We start from the raw sequence: 19,381 nt of genomic DNA on the forward strand, positions 1-19,381 counted from the left end.
GGTTGATCCGCTAAAAAACACGCCGCAGTGTAGCTGATACACTGCGGCGTTCTTTTGCCGTCATCGGTGCCGATGTTCGCGACGATTTCTCCACTGCCGCCCCACCCACCAGCGCCAATACCCCATCGTCATTGCATACCCTGCCACCCCCATCACCACCCCCATCACCACCGAGCCCAACACAAACGGTTGCCACAAGGTAGACAGCTGCCCGCTGACCCATTCCCAGGTCAGGTCGTCTGGCAGGCTGCGCGGCGGGGTGCCCAGCAGCCAGGCGCCGAGGCTGTAGGTTACGAAAAATATCGGCGCCATGGTGAAGGGGTTGGTCAGCCAGACCAGGCTCACCGAAATCGGCATGTTGCCGCGCACCATGATCGCCAGTGCCGCGGCCAGCAGCATTTGCAGGGGCATGGGCATGAACGCGGCGAACAGGCCCACCGCCATGGCCCGGGCCACCGAGTGACGGTTCAGGTGCCAAAGGTTGGGATCGTGCAGCAGGCGGCCAAAGAAACGTAGGGACTTGTGCTCGCGAATGCTGGCGGGGTTGGGCATGAAGCGTTTGATAAGGCGCCGCGGCATGTCAGTTCTCGGTGGCCCTGCTGTCGGTCGATTCAGTATGCACAGATTCTACAAAGCGTAGATTCAGACTTTGTGACAATTATTGAGCAGCCAGCGGGCTGTTGCCGGTTGATCCTGTGCAGCAATTGCCAAGGAGGGCAGGTGGATGCGCACAGGTTTTTTCGCACTGGCACTGGGCTTGTTGGCCTTGCGCTGGCTGCCCGCACTGCCGCCGGCCTGGCTGCTGGGCGTATTGGCGCTGGCGGGGGTGGCCAGCTTGCGCACGCGGCTGTACCCCGTGGGGTGTTTGCTGCTGGGTTTTTGCTGGGCCTGCCTGTCAGCGCAATGGGCGCTGGATGATCGCTTGGCGCCGGGCTTGGACGGACAGACGGTGTGGTTGGAAGGGCGCGTCAGCGGCTTGCCGAGCACCGCTGGTGGTTCGGTGCGTTTTGAACTCGTCGAGGCGACGTCGCGGCGCGGCGAGCTGCCCAAAACCTTGCGCCTGAGCTGGTTCAACGGCCCGCAGGTCAGCAGTGGCGAGCGCTGGCGCCTGGCGGTGACGCTCAAGCGAGCGCGTGGGCTGGTCAACCCAGGCGGGCAGGACAGCGAGGCATGGATGTTGGCCCGGCGCATTGGCGCCAGTGGCAGCGTCAAGGATGGCCAGCGGCTGGAGCAGGCACGCGATGCCTGGCGTGACAGCGTGCGGCGACGCTTGCTGGCCGTGGATGCCCAGGGGCGGGAAGGCGCGTTGGCGGCGTTGGTGCTGGGCGATGCCTCGGGTGTGTCCCGCGAGGATTGGGAGGTGTTGCAAGCGACCGGCACGGTTCACCTGTTGGTGATTTCGGGTACCCATATCGGCCTGCTCGCCGCGCTGATCTACGGTTTGGTGGCGGGCCTTGCGCGATGGGGGCTATGGCCGCGCCGTTGGCCATGGCTGCCCTGGGCCTGCGGGCTGGCCTTTGCGGCGGCGCTGGGTTATGGCCTGTTGGCCGGCTTCCAGGTACCGGTGCAGCGGGCCTGCATCATGCTCGGCATGGTTTTGTTGTGGCGGTTGCGCTTTCGTCAGTTGGGCGTGTTCTGGCCCTTGCTACTGGCGTTGAACACGGTGTTGCTCATCGAACCGTTGGTCAGCCTGCAGCCGGGGTTCTGGTTGTCATTTGCGGCGGTCGGGGTGTTGTTGCTGGTGTTCGCCGGTCGCCTGGGCGCGTGGCCCTGGTGGCGAGCCTGGAGTCGCGCGCAAGGGTTGATTGCCATCGGTTTGCTGCCGGTGCTGCTGGTGTTGGGCCTGCCGGTCAGCGTCAGCGGGCCCTTGGCCAACCTGCTGGCCGTGCCCTGGATCAGCCTGGCGGTGCTGCCGACGGCACTGTCGGGCAGCGCTTTATTATGGCTGCTGCCGCCACTGGGCGAAGGTTTGCTCTGGCTGGCGGGCGGTTTGATCAACCTGCTGTTTGCCGGGTTGCAACTGTTGGCGGCGCGCTTGCCGGCCTGGGCGCCACCCACCTTGTCACCGATAGCGTGGGGCTTGATGGCCACCGGTGCCTTGCTGGTGTTGTTGCCCAGTGGCGTGCCGATGCGGGTGCTGGGGTGGCCGCTATTGCTGTTGGCGCTGTACCCGCCCGTGGCGACGCTGCCGGCCAACCGGGCGCAGGTCTGGCAGTTGGACGTGGGGCAGGGCTTGGCGGTTTTGGTGCGCACCCAGCATCACGCCTTGCTCTACGATGCCGGGCCGCGCACGCCTGGGCTGGATGCCGGCGAGCGTATCGTCTTGCCCGCGTTGCGCCACCTGGGTGTGCGCCGGCTGGACCGCATGCTGATCAGCCATGCGCACCTGGACCATTCCGGCGGTGCCGCTGCCATCCGCCGCGGCCTGCCGGTGGGGCAGGTACTGGCAGGTGAGCCGGCGGCAACCCGCGGTGCACACGCCTGCGAGGCGGGCGTCCAATGGCAGTGGGACGGCGTGACGTTCACCACCTGGCGCTGGGCCGATGCGCGGGACAGCAATTCGTCGTCCTGCGTACTGTTGGTCGAAGCCAACGGCGAGCAACTGCTGCTGGGCGGTGATATCGATTCGGCCGCCGAGCGGGCGTTGGTCGCCAGTGGCTTGGCGCTGAAGTCGCGCTGGCTACAGTCGCCGCACCATGGCAGTCGCACCTCCTCGACTCGGCTATTGCTCGATGCGGTGCAACCGGACGGCGCGCTGGTGTCGCGTGGCCACCGCAATTCCTTTGGCCACCCGCACCCGCAGGTGGTGGAGCGCTACCAGGCGCTGGGCATCGAAATCCACGACAACGCCTTGCACGGGGCACTGAAAATCGAACTGGGGGCGTTTGCCGACGTGTGGCACGAGCGCAAGCGACGGCGCTTCTGGCGTGATGACGTTTTGCCAGCCGAGTGAAACCCTGCCTGCCAGCCGACATGACGGCCTTCGACCGCCGGGCCCCCTATGTTAGAGTGGCGGACTTTTTCGAGGGGGTCGTTACTGTGTGGGAATTGGTCAAGTCCGGCGGCTGGATGATGTTGCCGATCATTTTGAGTTCCATCGTAGCGCTGGCCATCACTGCCGAGCGCCTGTGGACCCTGCGCGCCAGCCGTGTGACCCCGCCGCACCTGCTGGGCCAGGTGTGGCGCTGGATCAAAGACAAACAGCTGAACAAGGACAAGCTCAAGGAGCTGCGCGCTGATTCCCCCCTGGGTGAAATCCTCGCCGCGGGCCTGGCCAACTCCCGTCACGGTCGCGAGATCATGAAGGAGTGCATCGAAGAGGCCGCCGCCCGGGTCATCCACGAACTGGAGCGCTACATCAGCACCTTGGGCACCATCGCCGCCATGGCCCCGTTGCTCGGCTTGCTGGGCACGGTACTGGGCATGATCGACATTTTCAGCTCGTTCATGGGTACGCAGATGACCACCAACCCGGCGGTCCTGGCCGGTGGTATTTCCAAGGCGCTGGTCACCACGGCCTCGGGCCTGATGGTCGGTATCCCGGCAGTGTTCTTCCACCGTTTCCTGCAACGGCGCATCGACGAGCTGGTGGTGGGCATGGAGCAGGAAGCGATCAAGCTGGTGGAAATGGTCCAGGGTGACCGCGAAGTCGACCTGGCCGAGGAAAAAGCGTGAAATTTCGGCGCAAACAACGGGAAAACATCGACATCAACCTGGTGTCGCTGATCGACGTCGTGTTCGTGCTGTTGTTGTTTTTCGTTGTCACCACCACGTTCACCAAGCAGACCGCCTTGACCGTGGACCTGCCCGAGGCCGCCAGTGGCGTGCCCGAGCAGGACAGCAACCTGAAAAACCTGGACATCGCCATCAGCGCCGACGGCGTGTATTCGCTGAACAACCAGTTGCTGCCCAAAAGCGACCTGGCGACCTTGATGGATGCGCTGCAGAAGGAGTCCGGTGGCGACACCAAGCTGCCGTTGTCGATCAGCGCCGATGGCAAGACCCCGCATCAGGCGGTGATCACCGCCATGGACGCCGCCGGCAAGCTGGGCTTCAGCCACCTGAGCATGACCACGGTCGAGGTGCAGTAGGCATCCATGGCGTTCTCCGACCGGTTGTTGAATGCCTGGTACCAGGGCCATCCGGCGCTGGCCTTGTTGCGGCCCCTCGAAACCCTGTACCGGCGGGTGGTGCAGCGCAAGCGCGAGCGCTTCCTGGCAGGTGAGGGCAGCATCTACAGGGCTCCGGTGCCGGTGGTCGTGGTGGGCAACATCACGATCGGCGGCACTGGCAAAACCCCCCTTATTTTGTGGTTGATCGAGCACTGCCGGGCCCAAGGCCTGCGCGTGGGCGTGGTCAGCCGCGGTTACGGTGCCAAGCCGCCGCAGTTGCCGTGGCGCGTGCAGCCCGAGCAAGCCGCCGAGCAGGCCGGTGACGAGCCGCTGCTGATCGTGCAGCGCACCGGCGTGCCGCTGATGATTGACCCGGACCGCAGCCGGGCCGTGGCCGCCTTGTTGGCGCAAGAGCCGCTGGATTTGATCCTGACCGACGACGGCATGCAGCACTACCGCCTGGCGCGGGACCTGGAATTGCTGCTGATCGATGCCGCGCGCGGCCTGGGCAATGGCCGCTGCCTGCCCGCCGGGCCCTTGCGCGAGCCCGCCGAGCGCGTGCAGTCGGTGGATGCGGTGCTGTACAACGGCGCCAGTGCCGACCGCGACGCAGGGTTTGGCTTTACCCTGCAACCGGCAGCGCTGGTGAATGTGAAAACCGGCGAGCGCCGCGGCCTTGAGCTGTTCGCGCCGGGCCAGGCGCTGCACGCGGTGGCCGGCATCGGTAACCCGCAACGTTTCTTCAATACCCTCGAAGCGCTACACTGGCGCCCTGTGGCCCACGCTTTCGCCGACCACGCGCAATTCAGCGCCCAGGCGTTAAGCTTCACGCCACACCTGCCATTGATCATGACCGAGAAGGACGCGGTGAAATGCCGAACCTTCGCGGCCGACGACTGGTGGTACCTGGCGGTCGACGCGCTGCCGTCCCCGGCCTTCGTGGCCTGGTTCGACAACCAGCTGTCGCGCCTGATCCCCGCTCGTACGCCGCACTGACTCTCGCCTTACACGTCAAGGACACCCCATGGACACCAAACTGCTCGACATCCTCGCCTGCCCCATCTGCAAGGGCCCGCTGAAGCTCAGCGCCGACAAGACCGAGCTGATCAGCAAAGGCGCAGGCCTGGCTTACCCGATTCGCGATGGCATCCCGGTGATGCTGGAGACCGAAGCGCGCACCCTGACCGACGACGAGCGCCTGGACAAATGAGCCAGGCTTTCACCGTGGTCATTCCCGCGCGCTTTTCCTCCACGCGGCTGCCGGGTAAACCGCTGCAGTTGATCGCGGGCAAGCCGATGGTGCAGTGGGTGTGGGAACAGGCCTGCAAAAGCAGTGCGGCACAGGTGGTGGTGGCCACCGACGATCAACGCATCGTCGACGCCTGCCAGGCCTTTGGCGCGCAAGTGCTGCTGACCCGTGCCGACCATGAGTCGGGCACCGACCGTCTGGCCGAAGTGGCCAGCGCCCTGGGCCTGGCGGCGGACGCCATCGTGGTCAACGTGCAAGGCGACGAGCCGTTGATCCCACCAGCGGTGATCGACCAGGTAGCCGCCAACCTGGCGGCCCACGCTGAAGCCGGCATGGCCACCTTGGCCGAGCCGATTGAAGACGTTGATACCCTGTTCAACCCCAACGTGGTGAAGGTGGTCAGCGACGTCAACGGCCTGGCCCTGACGTTCAGCCGGGCGACCTTGCCGTGGGCCCGCGATCAGTTCGCAAGCCAACCGGATCAGTTGCCAGTTGGTGTGCCATATCGTCGGCACATCGGTATTTACGCCTACCGCGCCGGTTTCCTGCAGGATTTCGTGGGCTGGGGGCCGTGCTGGCTGGAAGTGACCGAGCGCCTGGAGCAACTGCGTGCCCTGTGGCATGGTGTGCGTATCCACGTGGCCGATGCAATCGAATTGCCGCCCACCGGCGTCGACACCCCGCAAGACCTGGAGCGCGTGCGGCGCTTGCTGGAGGCCTGATGCGGGTTTTGTTCGTGTGCCTGGGCAATATCTGCCGTTCGCCGACCGCCGAGGGCGTGTTGCGTCATCAACTGCGTGAAGCGGGCCTGGCGGGCCGGGTGCAGGTGGCTTCGGCTGGCACCGGTGACTGGCACGTCGGCAAGGCGCCGGATACCCGTACCCAGCGCGCGGCGTTGCTGCGCGGCTATGACCTGTCGGCCCAGCGCGCGCAACAGGCTGTGGCCGAGCATTTCAGCCAGTACGACCTGATCCTGGCGATGGACCACGGCAACCTGGGCAACCTGGAACGCTTGCGCCCTGGCCATGCCACGGCGGAGCTGGACCTGTTCCTGCGCCGTTACGACGGTGCGGTGGATGAAGTGCCAGACCCCTATTACGGCGGCGAACAGGGTTTCGAGCGGGTGCTGGACCTGATCGAGCGGGCCTGCGAAGGCCTGGTGCGGGAAATCAGGGGGCGCCTGTGAGCCTGGATATTCAACAGGGCGTGTCCCTCAAACCGTTTAACACCTTCGGCATCGACGTGGCGGCGCGCTGGTTCACCCAGGCCCATAGCGACGCCGAGGTGCGCGAGGCGCTGGCCATGGCGGCCGAGCGCCAGTGGCCGGTATTGGTGATCGGCGGGGGCAGCAACCTGTTGCTCACCGCCGACGTCGACGCGCTGGTGCTGCGCATGGCCAGCCGCGGTATTCGCCTGCTCAGCGACGACGGCGACCAGGTGGTACTGGAGGCCGAGGCCGGCGAGCCATGGCACCCCTTCGTCGAGCACAGCCTGGCGCTGGGCTTGTCGGGCCTGGAGAACCTCAGCCTGATCCCCGGTACGGTCGGCGCGGCGCCCATGCAGAACATTGGTGCCTACGGCGTCGAAATCAAGGACGTGTTCGCCGGCCTCACCGCGCTGGACCGCCAGAGCGGCGAGCTGCGTGACTTCAGCTTGCAGGAATGTGCCTTCGGTTATCGCGACAGCCTGTTCAAGCGTGAGCCGGGGCGCTGGTTGATCTTGCGCGTGCGCTTCAATCTGCAACGCCACGCTACCTTGCACCTGGAATACGGCCCGGTGCGTCAGCGCCTGAGCGAGCAGGGTATCGAAATACCGACGCCAGGCGATGTCAGCCAGGCGATCTGCAGCATCCGCCGGGAAAAACTACCGGACCCGGCCGAGCTGGGCAATGCCGGCAGCTTTTTCAAGAACCCGGTGGTACTGGCCGAGCTGGCTGCACGCATCAAGGTCGATCATCCAGGCTTGGTCGCCTACGCTCAAGCCGACGGGCAGATGAAACTGGCGGCCGGCTGGCTGATCGAGCAGGCCGGTTGGAAAGGCTTTCGCGAGGGTGATGCTGGCGTGCATCGTCTGCAATCGTTGGTACTGGTCAATTATGGCCAGGCCAGTGGCGGCCAGTTGCACGCCCTGGCCCAGCGTATCCAGGCCGACATCCTCGAACGCTTCGGCGTGAACTTGGAAATGGAACCGAACCTGTATTGATTTGCCAGAAAGGGATGGCAGGGGAGTAACCATGGACAGTGTGGATCTGAATGTATTGCGCAGCGTGCTCCGATGGCGTGAAGCCGGGCGCGGCGTGCTGCTGTACACCGTGGTGCAGACCTGGGGCAGCGCACCTCGGCCGCCAGGGGCGATGCTGGCCTTGCGCGACGACGGCAAGGTGATCGGCTCGGTGTCGGGCGGGTGCATCGAAGATGATCTGATTGCCCGGTTGCACGACGGGCGCATCGACACCGCCGCCCCGGGCGTGGGGTGGATCACCTATGGCGTCAGCCGCGAAGAGGCGGCGCGTTTCGGCTTGCCGTGCGGCGGCACCCTGCGCCTGATCGAGGAGCGCGTCGGCGACCCGGCCTGGGTCGGTGAACTGTTGCGCCGCTGTGATGATCACGTGCTGGTGGCGCGCGAACTGGACCTGCTCACGGGGGCTGTCAGCCTGCATCCGTCATCGGCCGACGAATCCCTGTGCTTCGACGAACAGCGCCTGCGCGCGGTGTATGGGCCGCGCTGGCGCCTGTTATTGATTGGTGCCGGGCAATTGTCGCGCTACGTGTCTGAGATGGCCCGCATGCTCGATTTCGACGTGCTGATTTGCGACCCCCGTGAGGAATTCAACGAAGGTTGGGACCAACCCCATGCGCGCTTTGTGCCGGGCATGCCCGACGACGCCGTGCTGTCGATCCAGACCGACGAGCGCACCGCCATCGTCGCGTTGACCCATGACCCGCGGCTGGATGACATGGCGCTGCTCACGGCGCTGGACTCGCGTGCCTTTTATGTCGGCGCCCTGGGCTCCAGGGTCAACAGCGACAAACGCCGCGCCAACCTGGACGAACTTGGGCTCAGTGCCCAGGCGATCGAGCGTTTGCACGGGCCGATCGGTGTGCACATCGGCAGCCATACCCCGGCGGAGATCGCCTTGTCGCTGATGGCTGAAATTGTCGCCATCAAGAACGGCGTACGCCCATGAAGCCCTGCGCGGTGGTGTTGGCGGCGGGTGAGGGCCGGCGATTCCGCCAGGCGGCCGGCAGCGGGCAAAACAAATTACTGGCTCTGTGCAGGGGGTTGGACGGCATCGAGCGACCGGTCATCGAGCAGGTGCTGTTCAGTTTGCAAGGCGTGGCCGAGCGCATTCTGGTGGTCACCCGCCCAGGCCCGGTGGCGCAATTGGCCTTGGCCTGTGGCTGCGAGGTGCTGGCGTTCGACTCTTCGGGCATGGGCGAAAGCATCGCCGGCGCGGTGGCGGCGTGTGCCGATGAGGCGGGGTGGTTGATGGTGCTGGGGGACATGCCGTTCATTCGCCCGGATACTTTTCGCGCCGTGGTAGCGGCCTCTTCTGAAAGCGTCATTGCCGTGCCTGAGGCGCAGGCCGGTTACGGTCATCCGGTAGCCTTTGGCAAAGCGTTCGGCCCGGCGTTGATGGCGCTGCAGGGTGATCAAGGCGCACGCAAGCTATTGGCGCCTGAGGTGGTGCGGGTGGTGGCGGTGTCTGATTCGGGAATTTATTGGGATGTGGATGTGCCTGAGCGGCTGGTGTTTCAGTAGCAAGCGCGGCCCGTGAGGGCCCCAGGCAGCACAAAACCGGAAGACATAAAAAAGCCCCCGCTGCATCACTGCAGCGGGGGCTTTTTCATGGCCGGTGGAGTCAGGCGAGTGGTTTAGGCTCGTGGGCTTCTTCCAGGGCTTTTGGGTGGTGCTCGATCACGTCTTCAACCGACTGCAGGTTCTCGTCGAACGATGCAGCACTGGCGTCTTCGACAACTGGTGCGGCGCTTGGCTGTGCAGCGGCGGCAGCGGCGGCTGCTTCGGCTTCACGCTTGCGACGACGCACTTCGCGAGGGTCGTTAGGGGCGCGACCATTGCTCAGTACTACCGGAGCGGCTTCTACTGGAGCTGCCTCTACGACTGGAGCAGGCTCGGCGGCCACAACGGCTTCTTGAACCACTGGGGCTTCTACGACCGGCGCTTCGACGACCACAGGGGCCACTTCGACGACAGGCGCTTCAACCACCGGTGCAACCTCGACCACGGGGGCCGGGGCAGGTTCGGCTTCGATCACGGCCGGGGTGAACTCAACCGTTTCTGCCTTGGCAGGTTCCGGTTGGAATTCAACCACGGGGGCGGCGACTTCTTCGGCAGCGTGGGGCGTGGCTGCTTCAAAAACCGCGGCAACCGGTTGCTCCACCACAGGTGCGGGGCTGAAGTCCAACGGGTGCTGGATTTCGGCAGGCTTGCTGGTTTCGACCACAGGTGTTGCTTGGGCAACCACCGGGGCTTGGACGGCAGGTACTTCCACGACCGGTGCTTGAGCTACTGGCGCTTCCACGGCAGCCGGCTCGAACACTTCAGGTTTGGCTTCGACAGCAGCGGTGGCGCGTTCAGCTTCAACGTGGGCCTGGGCCTCGGCTGGGGCGCTGATCACGCTGCTGGCAACGGCGGCGGTCACGGCCAGGCCTGCAGCCAGTTCGTCGCTGGAAGCTTCGCCCGACTCATTGCCTTCTTCCGAACCTTCCACTTCGTTGCCGTTGGCATCACGCTGACGCTCACGACGGTTGCTGCGACGACGCTGGCCACGGGAGCGGCGGCGTGGGCGATCACCTTCGGCGCCGTCCTGACCATCATCCTGCAGGGCTTCTTCGTTCGGCAGCAGTTCTTCGTCCAGTGCTTCGGCTTTTTCAGCTTGCTCGGCCTGTGGCGCACGCTCTTCACGTGGCGGGCGCGGTGCGCGCTCTTCACGTGGGGCACGTTCTTCACGCGGTGCACGCTCTTCACGTGGTGCGCGTTCTTCACGCGGTGCACGTTCTTCGCGAGGGGCACGTTCTTCACGTGGTGCACGTTCCGGGCGTTCTTCACGTACGGCTGGCGCTACGGCGTCCAGCGGCTCGCGCAGTTCGCGTACCGGGCGGTCTTCACGTGGGCGACGCTCTTCGCGCGGGGCACGGGGCTCGCGAGGTGGGCGTGGCGCGCGTTCTTCACGGGCAGCCGGTGCATCTTCGCGGGCTTCGCGTGGCGCACGTTCTTCGCGCGGGGCGCGTTCTTCACGTGGCTTGCGCTCTTCGTCGCGACGACCGTTGCGGTTACGGCTTTGCTGGCGGCCGTTACGGCGTTCTTCGTTGCGCTGCGGGCGCTCGGTGGCCGGCTTTTCGACCACGGTGGCGGCCGGTGCAACAGGCTCTTCCTTGGTGGCGAACAGGCTGACCAGCGACTTTACCAGGCCCTTGAACAGACTTGGCTCAGGCAGGGCAGGGGCGGCAACGGGTGCGGCGACCGGTTGTTCAACCGAGGCCGGAACTGGCGCGGAAGTGCGCGGCGGTGCGGTTTTGACCGCTGCTTCCTGGCGAACCAGGGTGCGAGTGGCGGCGACCGGTTGCACTTCTTCCACTTCGGCTGCGGCGATCTCGTAGCTCGATTGGCTGTTCTGGGCTTCCGGGCTGTCGTCGCGCAGGCGCTGAACTTCGAAATGCGGGGTTTCGAGGTGGTCGTTCGGCAGGATAACGATGCGCGCACGGGTGCGCAGTTCGATCTTGGTGATCGAGTTGCGTTTCTCGTTGAGCAGGAAGGCTGCGACCGGGATCGGCACTTGCGCGCGAACTTCGGCGGTGCGGTCCTTCAGGGCTTCTTCTTCGATCAGGCGCAGGATGGCCAGCGACAGCGATTCGACGTCGCGGATGATGCCGGTGCCGTTGCAACGCGGGCAGACGATGCCGCTGCTCTCGCCCAGGGAAGGGCGCAGGCGCTGACGGGACATTTCCAGCAGGCCGAAGCGCGAGATGCGGCCGACCTGGACGCGGGCGCGGTCGGCTTCCAGGCATTCGCGGACTTTTTCTTCCACGGCGCGCTGGTTCTTGGCTGGGGTCATGTCGATGAAGTCGATCACGATCAGGCCGCCGATGTCACGCAGGCGCAATTGGCGAGCGATTTCTTCGGCTGCTTCCAGGTTGGTCTGCAGCGCGGTTTCTTCGATGTCGCTGCCTTTGGTGGCGCGCGCCGAGTTGATGTCGATGGACACCAGGGCTTCGGTCGGGTCGATCACGATGGAGCCGCCGGAAGGCAGTTCGACCACGCGCTGGAAAGCGGTCTCGATCTGGCTTTCGATCTGGAAGCGGTTGAACAGCGGTACGCTGTCTTCGTACAGCTTGATCTTGCTGGCGTACTGCGGCATCACCTGGCGGATGAAGGTCAGGGCTTCTTCCTGGGCTTCGACGCTGTCGATCAGCACTTCGCCGATGTCCTGGCGCAGGTAGTCGCGGATCGCGCGGATGATCACGTTGCTTTCCTGGTAGATCAGGAACGGCGCGGAGCGGTCCAGCGAGGCTTCTTTGATGGCGGTCCAGAGCTGCAGCAGGTAATCCAGGTCCCACTGCATTTCTTCGCTGCTGCGGCCAAGGCCGGCAGTGCGCACGATCAGGCCCATGTCGGCGGGGGCGACCAGGCCGTTCAGCGCTTCACGCAGTTCGTTGCGTTCTTCGCCTTCGATGCGGCGCGAGATGCCGCCGGCACGCGGGTTGTTCGGCATCAGTACCAGGTAACGGCCGGCCAGGCTGATGAACGTGGTCAGGGCGGCGCCCTTGTTGCCACGCTCTTCTTTCTCGACCTGCACGATGACTTCCTGGCCTTCGCTCAGGACGTCCTTGATGTTGACGCGGCCTTCGGGGGCTTTCTTGAAGTATTCGCGGGAGATTTCTTTGAGGGGCAGGAAGCCATGGCGCTCAGAGCCGAAATCGACAAAGGCAGCCTCAAGGCTCGGTTCGATGCGAGTGATTCGGCCTTTATAGATGTTGGCCTTTTTCTGCTCGCGTGCACCGGATTCGATGTCCAGGTCATAGAGGCGCTGGCCATCTACCAGTGCAACACGCAACTCTTCGGGTTGAGTTGCGTTAATCAGCATTCTTTTCATGTAGTACCGTCGGTTTCCGGGCTGCCGGAAACGGCGTTCGGCACACACGACTTCTCACGGTCGGTGTCAGGTGCGTCAGCAGTGGCGGGGCCACTCCAGTGTCTAGCGATGTTCGACCAATGGGGGCGAAGTCGCGACGACGCGTCCTGCTTGCTGTGGTGTCAAAAGCACTCAGTCAGGAGGAGGAATCAAAGGTCTTGCCGTGGACGCCGATAAGCGTCTTGATCAAGGACCGGGTCCGTTCGATCAGTGCCTGGGGCGCCTGGTCGATCTGAGCCGGTGCTACACGGTCCGACAATTGTGCATCTCCACCCTACACGTATCCCTGATAATTCGGGTGCTGCCGCGCGCTGAATCCGCAACGGGTTGGCATTTATCGCAGGCAGTTGTCGGTTGCCTGCGCATTATGGCTAAGGCTTTGTGTTTCCGAAGCAGTCGCCAGTACCGAGTGAAAACGACCACGCTATCAAGGAGAGGCATCGAAAAAAAACAGAAAATGAGTGCACGAACACCGCTCTTTTTGGTCTTTTTCCGGTCTTCTCTCATCTGCGCCGGCTACGTTGCAAAGCACTCCGTAAACTAGCGAAAACCCCGTCGGACGGCCTCGCGTCCTCAATGAATTGCGTCGGCAAGGGCCGGTTAATGACCGCTTGTCCACTTGCCAGCCGCTTATGGCGGCGTTCGCGACTATAGCAGCAATCATTAAGTGCTTCAAATCCATAAAAAATTGTTATCATTCCCGCCATGACGACTACAACCTCTCCAACCTCCGGCGTCCAGCTGATCGAGGTTGCGCCGGAACTTGCCGGCCAACGTATTGATAACTTTCTGATTAACGTGCTCAAGGGTGTGCCTAAAACCCTGGTCTATCGCATTGTTCGCAAGGGCGAAGTGCGCGTTAACAAGGGAAGGATCAAGCCCGAGTACAAAATCCAGGCCGGGGACATCATCCGCGTGCCGCCCGTTCGTCTGCCCGAACGCGACGAGCCGGTGCCGGTTGCCCAGGGTTTGTTGCAGCGCCTGGAGGCGGCCATTGTCTACGAGGACAAGGCCCTTATCGTGCTCAACAAGCCGGCCGGCATCGCCGTGCATGGCGGCAGCGGCCTGACCTTTGGCGTGATCGAGGCCTTTCGTCAGATGCGCCCGGATGCCAAGGAGTTGGAGCTGGTGCACCGCCTGGACCGCGACACGTCGGGCCTGTTGATGATCGCCAAGAAGCGCAGCATGTTGCGCCACCTGCACGCGGCCTTGCGTGGCGATGGCGTGGACAAGCGCTACATGGCGCTGGTGCGCGGCCATTGGGCTACGGCCCAGAAGTCGGTGCGCGCGCCGCTGGCCAAGAGCAACCTGCGTTCGGGCGAGCGCATGGTCGAGGTCAACGAAGAAGGCAAGGAGGCCCTGACGATGTTCAAGGTACTGCGCCGCTTCGGTGATTTCGCCACCATGGTCGAGGCGCGGCCGATTACCGGGCGTACCCACCAGATTCGTGTGCATACCCTGCATGCCGGGCACGCCATTGCCGGTGACAGCAAATACGGCGACGAAGACTTCAGCCGTGAGATTCGCGACCTGGGCGGCAAACGCCTGTTCCTGCACGCCTACCAATTGACCGTGCCGCTGCCCGATGGTGGTGAGCTCAAGCTCGAAGCGCCGGTGGATGAAATGTGGGCTAAAACCGTGGAGCGTTTGCTTGCGCCGTGATTACCAACTGCTGATTTTTGACTGGGACGGCACCCTGGCTGACTCCATTGGTCGGATTGTCGAGGCCATGAAGGTCGCGGCGCGCGCTGCCGGTTATCCGGAGCGGGGCGACGAGGCCATCAAGGGCATCATCGGCCTGGCGCTTCCAGAGGCAATTCTTACGCTGTATCCGGAAATGGATGACGGACAAGTCATTGCCTTTCGTCAACACTATGCCGATTGCTACATGGCCATGGATGCCGAGCCTTCGCCGCTGTTCCCAGGCGTGCTGGAGTCGCTTGAAGCGTTTCGCGCGGCCGGCTATCGCCTGGCGGTGGCCACCGGCAAGGCCCGTCGCGGGCTGGACCGGGTGTTGCAGGCGCACGGTTGGGAGGATTATTTCGACATCACCCGTGCTGCCGATGAAACCCGCAGCAAGCCGCACCCTCTGATGCTGGAAGAGATCCTCGCCCATTGCCAGGTAGCCCCGCAAAAGGCCCTGATGGTCGGTGATTCGGCGTTTGACTTGTTGATGGCCAACAATGCGGGTATGGACAGCGTGGCGGTCGGTTATGGCGCCATGGCCCTGGATGCGTTGCGGGTTCATCAGCCCAGGTTGGCGATTGAGCGGTTCACGGATTTGCACGCCTGGCTGAACCAGCCGGCGCCCTGATTTTTGTCGGAGAAGCTGAACGATGTCGGATGAATGGAAAGCGCCGAGCGCGGAAAAAAGCAGTGACGACAAGAGTTGGCAGCTGCTGGAAAAAACCTTGCTGGCCAGTGTCCAGGAGCAGCGCCGCTCGCGCCGCTGGGGGATTTTCTTCAAGCTGCTGACCTTTATTTACCTGTTTGGCGCGCTGGTGTTGTTCACCCCGCTGATGGACATGGAAAAAAGCGCTACGCGCGGCTCGGGCTATACCGCGCTGATCGAGGTGCGCGGCATGATCGCCGACCAGGAGGCCGCCAGCGCCGACAACATCATCGGCAGCCTGCGTGCCGCCTTTGAAGACACCAAGGTCAAGGGCGTGGTCCTGCGCATCAACAGCCCGGGCGGCAGCCCGGTGCAGGCCGGTTACGTCGTCGACGAGATCCGCCGCCTGCGCAAGGAGCATCCAGACGTCAAGCTGTACGCGGTGATCACCGACCTCGGCGCTTCGGGGGCCTATTACATTGCCAGTGCCGCCGACCAGATCTACGCCGACAAGGCCAGCCTGGTGGGTTCCATTGGCGTGACGGCGGCCGGCTACGGCTTTGTCGGTACCATGGAGAAGCTGGGTGTGGAGCGCCGCGCCTACACGTCGGGCGAGCACAAATCGTTTCTCGACCCGTTCCAGCCGCAGAAAGCTGACGAAACCAAGTTCTGGCAGGGTGTGCTCGACACCACCCACAACCAATTCATCTCGGTGGTCAAGCAGGGCCGTGGTGATCGCCTGAAAGACAAGGAGCACCCGGAGCTGTTCTCGGGGTTGATCTGGTCGGGCGAGCAGGCGCTGCAACTGGGCTTGATCGATGGGCTGGGCAATGCCAGTTCGGTGGCCCGCGATGTAATCGGTGAAAAAGAGCTGGTCGACTTCACCGTTCAGGATTCGGCGTTCGACCGTTTCTCCAAAAAGCTGGGCACCAGCGTGGCTGAAGAGCTGGCCATGCGCCTGGGCTTCAACGGTCCAGCCTTGCGTTAACTTCTTTCGCGGATGAATCCGCGCCTACGAACCCCTGTAGGCGCTGATTTATCCGCGAACGCTTCACGGCACCGCCACACCTTCCTGAATCAACATATCCACCAAGCGAATCAACGGCAGCCCCACCAGGCTGGTCGCGTCCGGCCCGTGGGTGCTTTGGAACAGGCTCACGCCCAATCCCTCGGCCTTGAAGCTGCCAGCACAGTCATACGGCTGCTCGGCCTGCAGGTAGCGCTGGATGGTCGCCAGGCTCAATTCGCGCATCTGCACGGTGAAGGGGATGCAATCGACCTGGCACTCGCCCGTGGCGCTGTTGAGTAGCGCAAGGCCGGTGAGGAAGGTCACCTGCGTGCCGCTGGCCTCCAGCAGTTGCGCGCAGGCGTTGTCGAAAGTGTGCGGCTTGCCAAGAATTTGCTCGCCCAATACGGCGACCTGGTCTGAGCCAATGATAAGATGTGCCGGATGGCTGCCCGCCAGGGCTCGGGCTTTCTCTTCGGCCAGGCGCCGCACCAGTTTTTCCGCGGGCTCGTCGGGTTGCCGGCTTTCGTCGATATCCGGCGAGCTGCAGGTGAACGGCAAGCGCAGGCGCGCGAGTAATTCGCGGCGGTAGGGGGAGCTGGAAGCGAGGTGCAAGGGCAGCATGCGAGACTCCTGATGATGAATGGTGATTCTAACACCGCTATCAGGCCGAATTTCCTTTGACACACGATGGGGTCCTCCCTAGAATGCTGCGCCTATGTTGAATGACCCGATTCCACCTCACGTTGACCCGCGCAAATTGGCTGACCGTGGCACCACCCTTCAAGGTGAACTGCTGCTGGCCGATTTGGAGAGACTCTGCGACCCGCTTTCCGACACTGTCGGTACGGTGCAGGCTAAATTCGTTTTTGAACGAGATGAACGTAAGTCTGTGGTAATCCACAGTTTTATCGACACCGAAGTCAAAATGGTTTGCCAGCGTTGTCTTGAGCTGGTCACCCTGCCGATTCACAGCGAATGCAGTTACGCTGTGGTGAAGGAGGGTGCGAATACCCAGTCGTTACCGAAAGGCTATGACGTGCTGGAACTGGGCGAAGATCCATTGGATCTGCAGGCATTGATCGAGGAGGAGCTTTTGCTCGCCTTGCCCATTGTGCCTGCTCATCATCCGGAAGAATGCCAGCAGCCGGCGGGTCTCGATGAGCCCGAGCCGTGCGAGGACGAGGTAACGCGGTCCAACCCGTTCAGTGTATTGGCGCAGTTAAAGCGTGACCCAAACGTTTAGGAGTTAATCAATTATGGCTGTTCAGCAGAACAAAAAATCCCGCTCTGCCCGTGACATGCGCCGTTCGCACGACGCACTCGAGGCTAGCACCCTGTCCGTGGAAAAGACCACTGGTGAAGTTCACCTGCGTCACCACGTATCGCCAGAAGGCGTATACCGTGGCCGTAAAGTGATCGACAAGGGCGCTGACGAGTAAGTCTTGTCCGCTCAATCGATTGCGATTGACGCAATGGGCGGGGACTTCGGTCCCCGCAGCATTGTCCAGGCCAGCCTTGCCTGCCTGTCTGCCACACCCTCGCTGCACCTGACCCTCGTCGGTCACCCTATCCTCCTTGAAGAATTGATTGCCGGGCATTCCGGTGTCGATCGCGCGCGCCTGCAGATTGCTGCGGCCAGCGAAGTCATTGGCATGGACGAGCGGCCCTCCCAGGCGCTGCGTGGCAAGCCGGATTCTTCGATGCGGGTGGCGTTGCAGTTGTTGCGCGATGGCCAGGTGCAAGCCTGTGTCAGCGCCGGCAATACCGGGGCGCTGATGGCGTTGTCGCGTTATGTGCTCAAAACCCTCCCAGGCATCGACCGCCCGGCGATGGTGGCTGCCATCCCCACGCAGGCCGGCTATTGCCAGTTGCTGGATTTGGGCGCCAACGTCGATTGCAGTGCCGAGCACCTGTACCAGTTCGCCGTGATGGGCTCGGTGGCCGCCCAGGCGCTGGGCGTGCTGCGCCCGCGCGTGGCGCTGCTCAACGTGGGCACCGAAGACATCAAGGGCAACCAGCAGGTCAAGCTGGCCGCCAGCTTGTTGCAGGGCGCGCGCGGCCTTAATTACATCGGGTTCATCGAGGGCGATGGCCTGTATCGCGGTGAAGCCGACGTGGTGGTATGCGACGGTTTCGTCGGCAATATCCTGCTCAAGTCCAGCGAGGGCCTGGCGACCATGATCGCCGCGCGCATTGAAACCCTATTCAAGAGCAGCCTGGCTTCGCGCCTGGTGGGTGCGATGGCGATGCCGTTGCTCAAGCGCCTGCAGGACGACCTGGCGCCGGCGCGTCACAATGGCGCAAGCTTTCTCGGGTTGCAGGGTATCGTCGTCAAAAGCCATGGCTCTGCTGGGGTTCAGGGCTTTCAGAGTGCGATTCAGCGCGCTTTGATCGAGATTCAGGAAAACCTTCCGCAGCGCCTGCATGGGCGTCTGGAAGACTTGTTGCTTTAGGCAGAATCGCTCAACAGTGCTTAAATGTGACCACCCGGTTCTATTTGCCATCCAACTGTCAGTTTCTTGCGCCAGGCTATGCCCGGTGTCAACTCTCCGACGACAAGATCATTAAGGGCTTGTTTAATGTCTGCATCCCTCGCATTCGTCTTTCCAGGACAAGGTTCACAGTCCCTCGGCATGTTGGCCGAGTTGGGCGCTCAGTATCCGCTGGTTCTGGATACCTTCAAGGAAGCGTCTGACGCACTGGGTTACGACCTGTGGGCGTTGACCCAGGAAGGTCCGGTCGAAAGCCTCAACCAGACCGACAAGACCCAGCCGGCGATCCTCGCCGCTTCCGTGGCGCTGTGGCGCCTGTGGTTGGCCGAAGGTGGCGAGCGCCCGACGTTCGTCGCCGGTCACAGCCTGGGCGAATACAGCGCCTTGGTGGCTGCCGGTTGCCTGAGCCTGGGCGACGCGGTCAAGCTGGTGGAGCGCCGCGGCCAGTTGATGCAGGAAGCGGTGCCGGCCGGGCAGGGCGCCATGGCGGCGATCCTCGGCCTGGACGATGCCGTGGTGGTCAATGCCTGCGCCGAAGCGGCCCAGGGTGAGGTTGTCAGCGCGGTGAACTTCAACTCCCCGGGCCAGGTGGTGATTGCCGGTTCCAAGGCCGCCGTGGAGCGTGCCATCGAGCTGCTCAAGGCTGCTGGCGCCAAGCGTGCGCTGCCGCTGCCGGTCAGCGTGCCGTCGCACTGCGCCTTGATGAAGCCGGCTGCCGAGCGCTTTGCCGAGTCGATCAACGCCATCGACTGGCAAGTGCCGCAGATCCCCGTGGTGCAAAACGTCAGCGCAGCCGTGCCGGCTGACCTGGACACCCTCAAGCGTGACCTGCTCGAGCAGTTGTACAAGCCTGTGCGCTGGGTCGAGTCGGTCCAGTACCTGGCGGCCCAGGGCGCGCCGCGCCTGGTCGAATGCGGCCCGGGCAAGGTGCTCGCCGGCCTGAACAAACGCTGCGCCGATGGCGTCAGCACTGAAAACCTGAACACCCCAGACGCCTTCGCCGCCGCCCGTGCGGCGCAGGCTTGATTAAGGAG

General features: G+C 63.5%; 20 protein-coding genes. 17 read left to right on the forward strand and 3 right to left on the reverse strand.

Going from position 1 to position 19,381, the window contains the following annotated elements; all coding sequences use genetic code 11:
- Positions 1 to 60 precede the first annotated feature (60 nt).
- Positions 61 to 579, reverse strand: a complete 519-nt coding sequence (locus L9B60_RS20565; protein WP_249672662.1) for a DUF2062 domain-containing protein — start codon at positions 577 to 579, stop codon at positions 61 to 63.
- Between the two features lie 145 nt (positions 580 to 724).
- On the opposite strand from L9B60_RS20565, the gene L9B60_RS20570 reads away from it, so the two are divergent.
- The 10 genes from L9B60_RS20570 to L9B60_RS20615 all read left to right on the forward strand — a co-directional run bounded on the left by L9B60_RS20570 (position 725) and on the right by L9B60_RS20615 (position 9,123).
- The gene (locus L9B60_RS20570) at positions 725 to 2,953 is read left to right on the forward strand and encodes a DNA internalization-related competence protein ComEC/Rec2 (protein ID WP_249672664.1); all 2,229 of its coding nucleotides are present in this window, start codon (positions 725 to 727) and stop codon (positions 2,951 to 2,953) included.
- 86 nt (positions 2,954 to 3,039) lie between these two features.
- Complete coding sequence (pocA, locus tag L9B60_RS20575) at positions 3,040 to 3,675, forward strand: flagellar polar localization protein PocA (RefSeq protein WP_249672666.1); 636 nt, start codon at positions 3,040 to 3,042, stop codon at positions 3,673 to 3,675.
- Positions 3,672 to 4,091 carry a flagellar polar localization protein PocB gene (gene pocB, locus L9B60_RS20580; RefSeq protein ID WP_249672668.1) on the forward strand — a complete coding sequence of 140 codons (420 nt, stop codon included), beginning with the start codon at positions 3,672 to 3,674 and terminating at the stop codon, positions 4,089 to 4,091. Before pocA ends, pocB begins: the two co-directional genes overlap by 4 nt.
- A gap of 6 nt (positions 4,092 to 4,097) precedes the next feature.
- On the forward strand, positions 4,098 to 5,108 hold the full coding sequence (gene lpxK, locus L9B60_RS20585; RefSeq protein ID WP_249672671.1) for a tetraacyldisaccharide 4'-kinase: 1,011 nt from the start codon (positions 4,098 to 4,100) through the stop codon (positions 5,106 to 5,108).
- A gap of 28 nt (positions 5,109 to 5,136) precedes the next feature.
- Positions 5,137 to 5,322 carry a Trm112 family protein gene (locus tag L9B60_RS20590; RefSeq protein WP_249672673.1) on the forward strand — a complete coding sequence of 62 codons (186 nt, stop codon included), beginning with the start codon at positions 5,137 to 5,139 and terminating at the stop codon, positions 5,320 to 5,322.
- On the forward strand, positions 5,319 to 6,083 hold the full coding sequence (kdsB, locus tag L9B60_RS20595; protein ID WP_249672674.1) for a 3-deoxy-manno-octulosonate cytidylyltransferase: 765 nt from the start codon (positions 5,319 to 5,321) through the stop codon (positions 6,081 to 6,083). Before L9B60_RS20590 ends, kdsB begins: the two co-directional genes overlap by 4 nt.
- A complete protein-coding gene (locus tag L9B60_RS20600; protein ID WP_249672676.1) occupies positions 6,083 to 6,547 on the forward strand; it encodes a low molecular weight protein-tyrosine-phosphatase in 465 nt (154 codons plus the stop codon). Before kdsB ends, L9B60_RS20600 begins: the two co-directional genes overlap by 1 nt.
- On the forward strand, positions 6,544 to 7,563 hold the full coding sequence (gene murB / locus L9B60_RS20605) for a UDP-N-acetylmuramate dehydrogenase (RefSeq protein ID WP_249672678.1): 1,020 nt from the start codon (positions 6,544 to 6,546) through the stop codon (positions 7,561 to 7,563). Before L9B60_RS20600 ends, murB begins: the two co-directional genes overlap by 4 nt.
- Before the next feature lie 31 nt (positions 7,564 to 7,594).
- The gene (locus L9B60_RS20610; RefSeq protein WP_249672681.1) at positions 7,595 to 8,548 is read left to right on the forward strand and encodes an XdhC family protein; all 954 of its coding nucleotides are present in this window, start codon (positions 7,595 to 7,597) and stop codon (positions 8,546 to 8,548) included.
- Positions 8,545 to 9,123, forward strand: coding sequence for a nucleotidyltransferase family protein (locus L9B60_RS20615; RefSeq protein WP_249672683.1), 579 nt, complete (start codon positions 8,545 to 8,547; stop codon positions 9,121 to 9,123). Before L9B60_RS20610 ends, L9B60_RS20615 begins: the two co-directional genes overlap by 4 nt.
- A gap of 100 nt (positions 9,124 to 9,223) precedes the next feature.
- Here the strand turns inward: L9B60_RS20615 and rne are convergent, their stop codons facing one another.
- Positions 9,224 to 12,466 carry a ribonuclease E gene (rne, locus tag L9B60_RS20620; RefSeq protein ID WP_249672686.1) on the reverse strand — a complete coding sequence of 1,081 codons (3,243 nt, stop codon included), beginning with the start codon at positions 12,464 to 12,466 and terminating at the stop codon, positions 9,224 to 9,226.
- A 753-nt stretch (positions 12,467 to 13,219) separates the two neighbouring features.
- Here rne and rluC point away from each other — a divergent pair.
- From rluC to L9B60_RS20635, 3 genes are read left to right on the forward strand one after another with little or no spacing between them, the layout of a single operon-like run.
- The gene (rluC, locus tag L9B60_RS20625; RefSeq protein WP_249672689.1) at positions 13,220 to 14,176 is read left to right on the forward strand and encodes a 23S rRNA pseudouridine(955/2504/2580) synthase RluC; all 957 of its coding nucleotides are present in this window, start codon (positions 13,220 to 13,222) and stop codon (positions 14,174 to 14,176) included.
- Complete coding sequence (locus L9B60_RS20630) at positions 14,166 to 14,828, forward strand: HAD-IA family hydrolase (RefSeq protein WP_249672691.1); 663 nt, start codon at positions 14,166 to 14,168, stop codon at positions 14,826 to 14,828. The genes rluC and L9B60_RS20630 overlap by 11 nt, the downstream gene beginning before the upstream one ends.
- A gap of 22 nt (positions 14,829 to 14,850) precedes the next feature.
- Positions 14,851 to 15,834, forward strand: coding sequence for a S49 family peptidase (locus tag L9B60_RS20635; RefSeq protein WP_249672694.1), 984 nt, complete (start codon positions 14,851 to 14,853; stop codon positions 15,832 to 15,834).
- A 63-nt stretch (positions 15,835 to 15,897) separates the two neighbouring features.
- On the opposite strand, the gene L9B60_RS20640 is transcribed toward L9B60_RS20635, so the two are convergent.
- Positions 15,898 to 16,476, reverse strand: a complete 579-nt coding sequence (locus L9B60_RS20640; RefSeq protein WP_249672697.1) for a Maf family protein — start codon at positions 16,474 to 16,476, stop codon at positions 15,898 to 15,900.
- Positions 16,477 to 16,570: 94 nt separating this feature from the next.
- On the opposite strand from L9B60_RS20640, the gene L9B60_RS20645 reads away from it, so the two are divergent.
- The 4 genes from L9B60_RS20645 to fabD all read left to right on the forward strand — a co-directional run bounded on the left by L9B60_RS20645 (position 16,571) and on the right by fabD (position 19,373).
- A complete protein-coding gene (locus L9B60_RS20645; RefSeq protein ID WP_249672700.1) occupies positions 16,571 to 17,098 on the forward strand; it encodes a YceD family protein in 528 nt (175 codons plus the stop codon).
- A gap of 13 nt (positions 17,099 to 17,111) precedes the next feature.
- Positions 17,112 to 17,294, forward strand: a complete 183-nt coding sequence (gene rpmF, locus L9B60_RS20650; protein WP_003179396.1) for a 50S ribosomal protein L32 — start codon at positions 17,112 to 17,114, stop codon at positions 17,292 to 17,294.
- Positions 17,295 to 17,297: 3 nt separating this feature from the next.
- Positions 17,298 to 18,308, forward strand: a complete 1,011-nt coding sequence (plsX, locus tag L9B60_RS20655; protein ID WP_283780519.1) for a phosphate acyltransferase PlsX — start codon at positions 17,298 to 17,300, stop codon at positions 18,306 to 18,308.
- A gap of 126 nt (positions 18,309 to 18,434) precedes the next feature.
- On the forward strand, positions 18,435 to 19,373 hold the full coding sequence (gene fabD, locus L9B60_RS20660; RefSeq protein WP_249672702.1) for an ACP S-malonyltransferase: 939 nt from the start codon (positions 18,435 to 18,437) through the stop codon (positions 19,371 to 19,373).
- Positions 19,374 to 19,381: the final 8 nt, after the last annotated feature.

It is taken from the genome of Pseudomonas abieticivorans, from assembly GCF_023509015.1.
In the GTDB taxonomy this organism is placed as follows: domain Bacteria; phylum Pseudomonadota; class Gammaproteobacteria; order Pseudomonadales; family Pseudomonadaceae; genus Aquipseudomonas; species Aquipseudomonas abieticivorans.

Coding starts and splice junctions, on each gene's coding strand:
- lpxK (WP_249672671.1), top strand. CDS start 4,098: ATGGCGTTCTCCGACCGGTTGTTGAATGCCTGGTACCAGGGCCATCCG.
- L9B60_RS20645 (WP_249672700.1), top strand. CDS start 16,571: ATGTTGAATGACCCGATTCCACCTCACGTTGACCCGCGCAAATTGGCT.
- rluC (WP_249672689.1), top strand. CDS start 13,220: ATGACGACTACAACCTCTCCAACCTCCGGCGTCCAGCTGATCGAGGTT.
- L9B60_RS20610 (WP_249672681.1), top strand. CDS start 7,595: ATGGACAGTGTGGATCTGAATGTATTGCGCAGCGTGCTCCGATGGCGT.
- kdsB (WP_249672674.1), top strand. CDS start 5,319: ATGAGCCAGGCTTTCACCGTGGTCATTCCCGCGCGCTTTTCCTCCACG.
- L9B60_RS20635 (WP_249672694.1), top strand. CDS start 14,851: ATGTCGGATGAATGGAAAGCGCCGAGCGCGGAAAAAAGCAGTGACGAC.
- L9B60_RS20590 (WP_249672673.1), top strand. CDS start 5,137: ATGGACACCAAACTGCTCGACATCCTCGCCTGCCCCATCTGCAAGGGC.
- L9B60_RS20600 (WP_249672676.1), top strand. CDS start 6,083: ATGCGGGTTTTGTTCGTGTGCCTGGGCAATATCTGCCGTTCGCCGACC.
- L9B60_RS20640 (WP_249672697.1), bottom strand. CDS start 16,476: ATGCTGCCCTTGCACCTCGCTTCCAGCTCCCCCTACCGCCGCGAATTA.
- L9B60_RS20565 (WP_249672662.1), bottom strand. CDS start 579: ATGCCGCGGCGCCTTATCAAACGCTTCATGCCCAACCCCGCCAGCATT.
- rne (WP_249672686.1), bottom strand. CDS start 12,466: ATGCTGATTAACGCAACTCAACCCGAAGAGTTGCGTGTTGCACTGGTA.
- L9B60_RS20570 (WP_249672664.1), top strand. CDS start 725: ATGCGCACAGGTTTTTTCGCACTGGCACTGGGCTTGTTGGCCTTGCGC.
- L9B60_RS20615 (WP_249672683.1), top strand. CDS start 8,545: ATGAAGCCCTGCGCGGTGGTGTTGGCGGCGGGTGAGGGCCGGCGATTC.
- fabD (WP_249672702.1), top strand. CDS start 18,435: ATGTCTGCATCCCTCGCATTCGTCTTTCCAGGACAAGGTTCACAGTCC.
- rpmF (WP_003179396.1), top strand. CDS start 17,112: ATGGCTGTTCAGCAGAACAAAAAATCCCGCTCTGCCCGTGACATGCGC.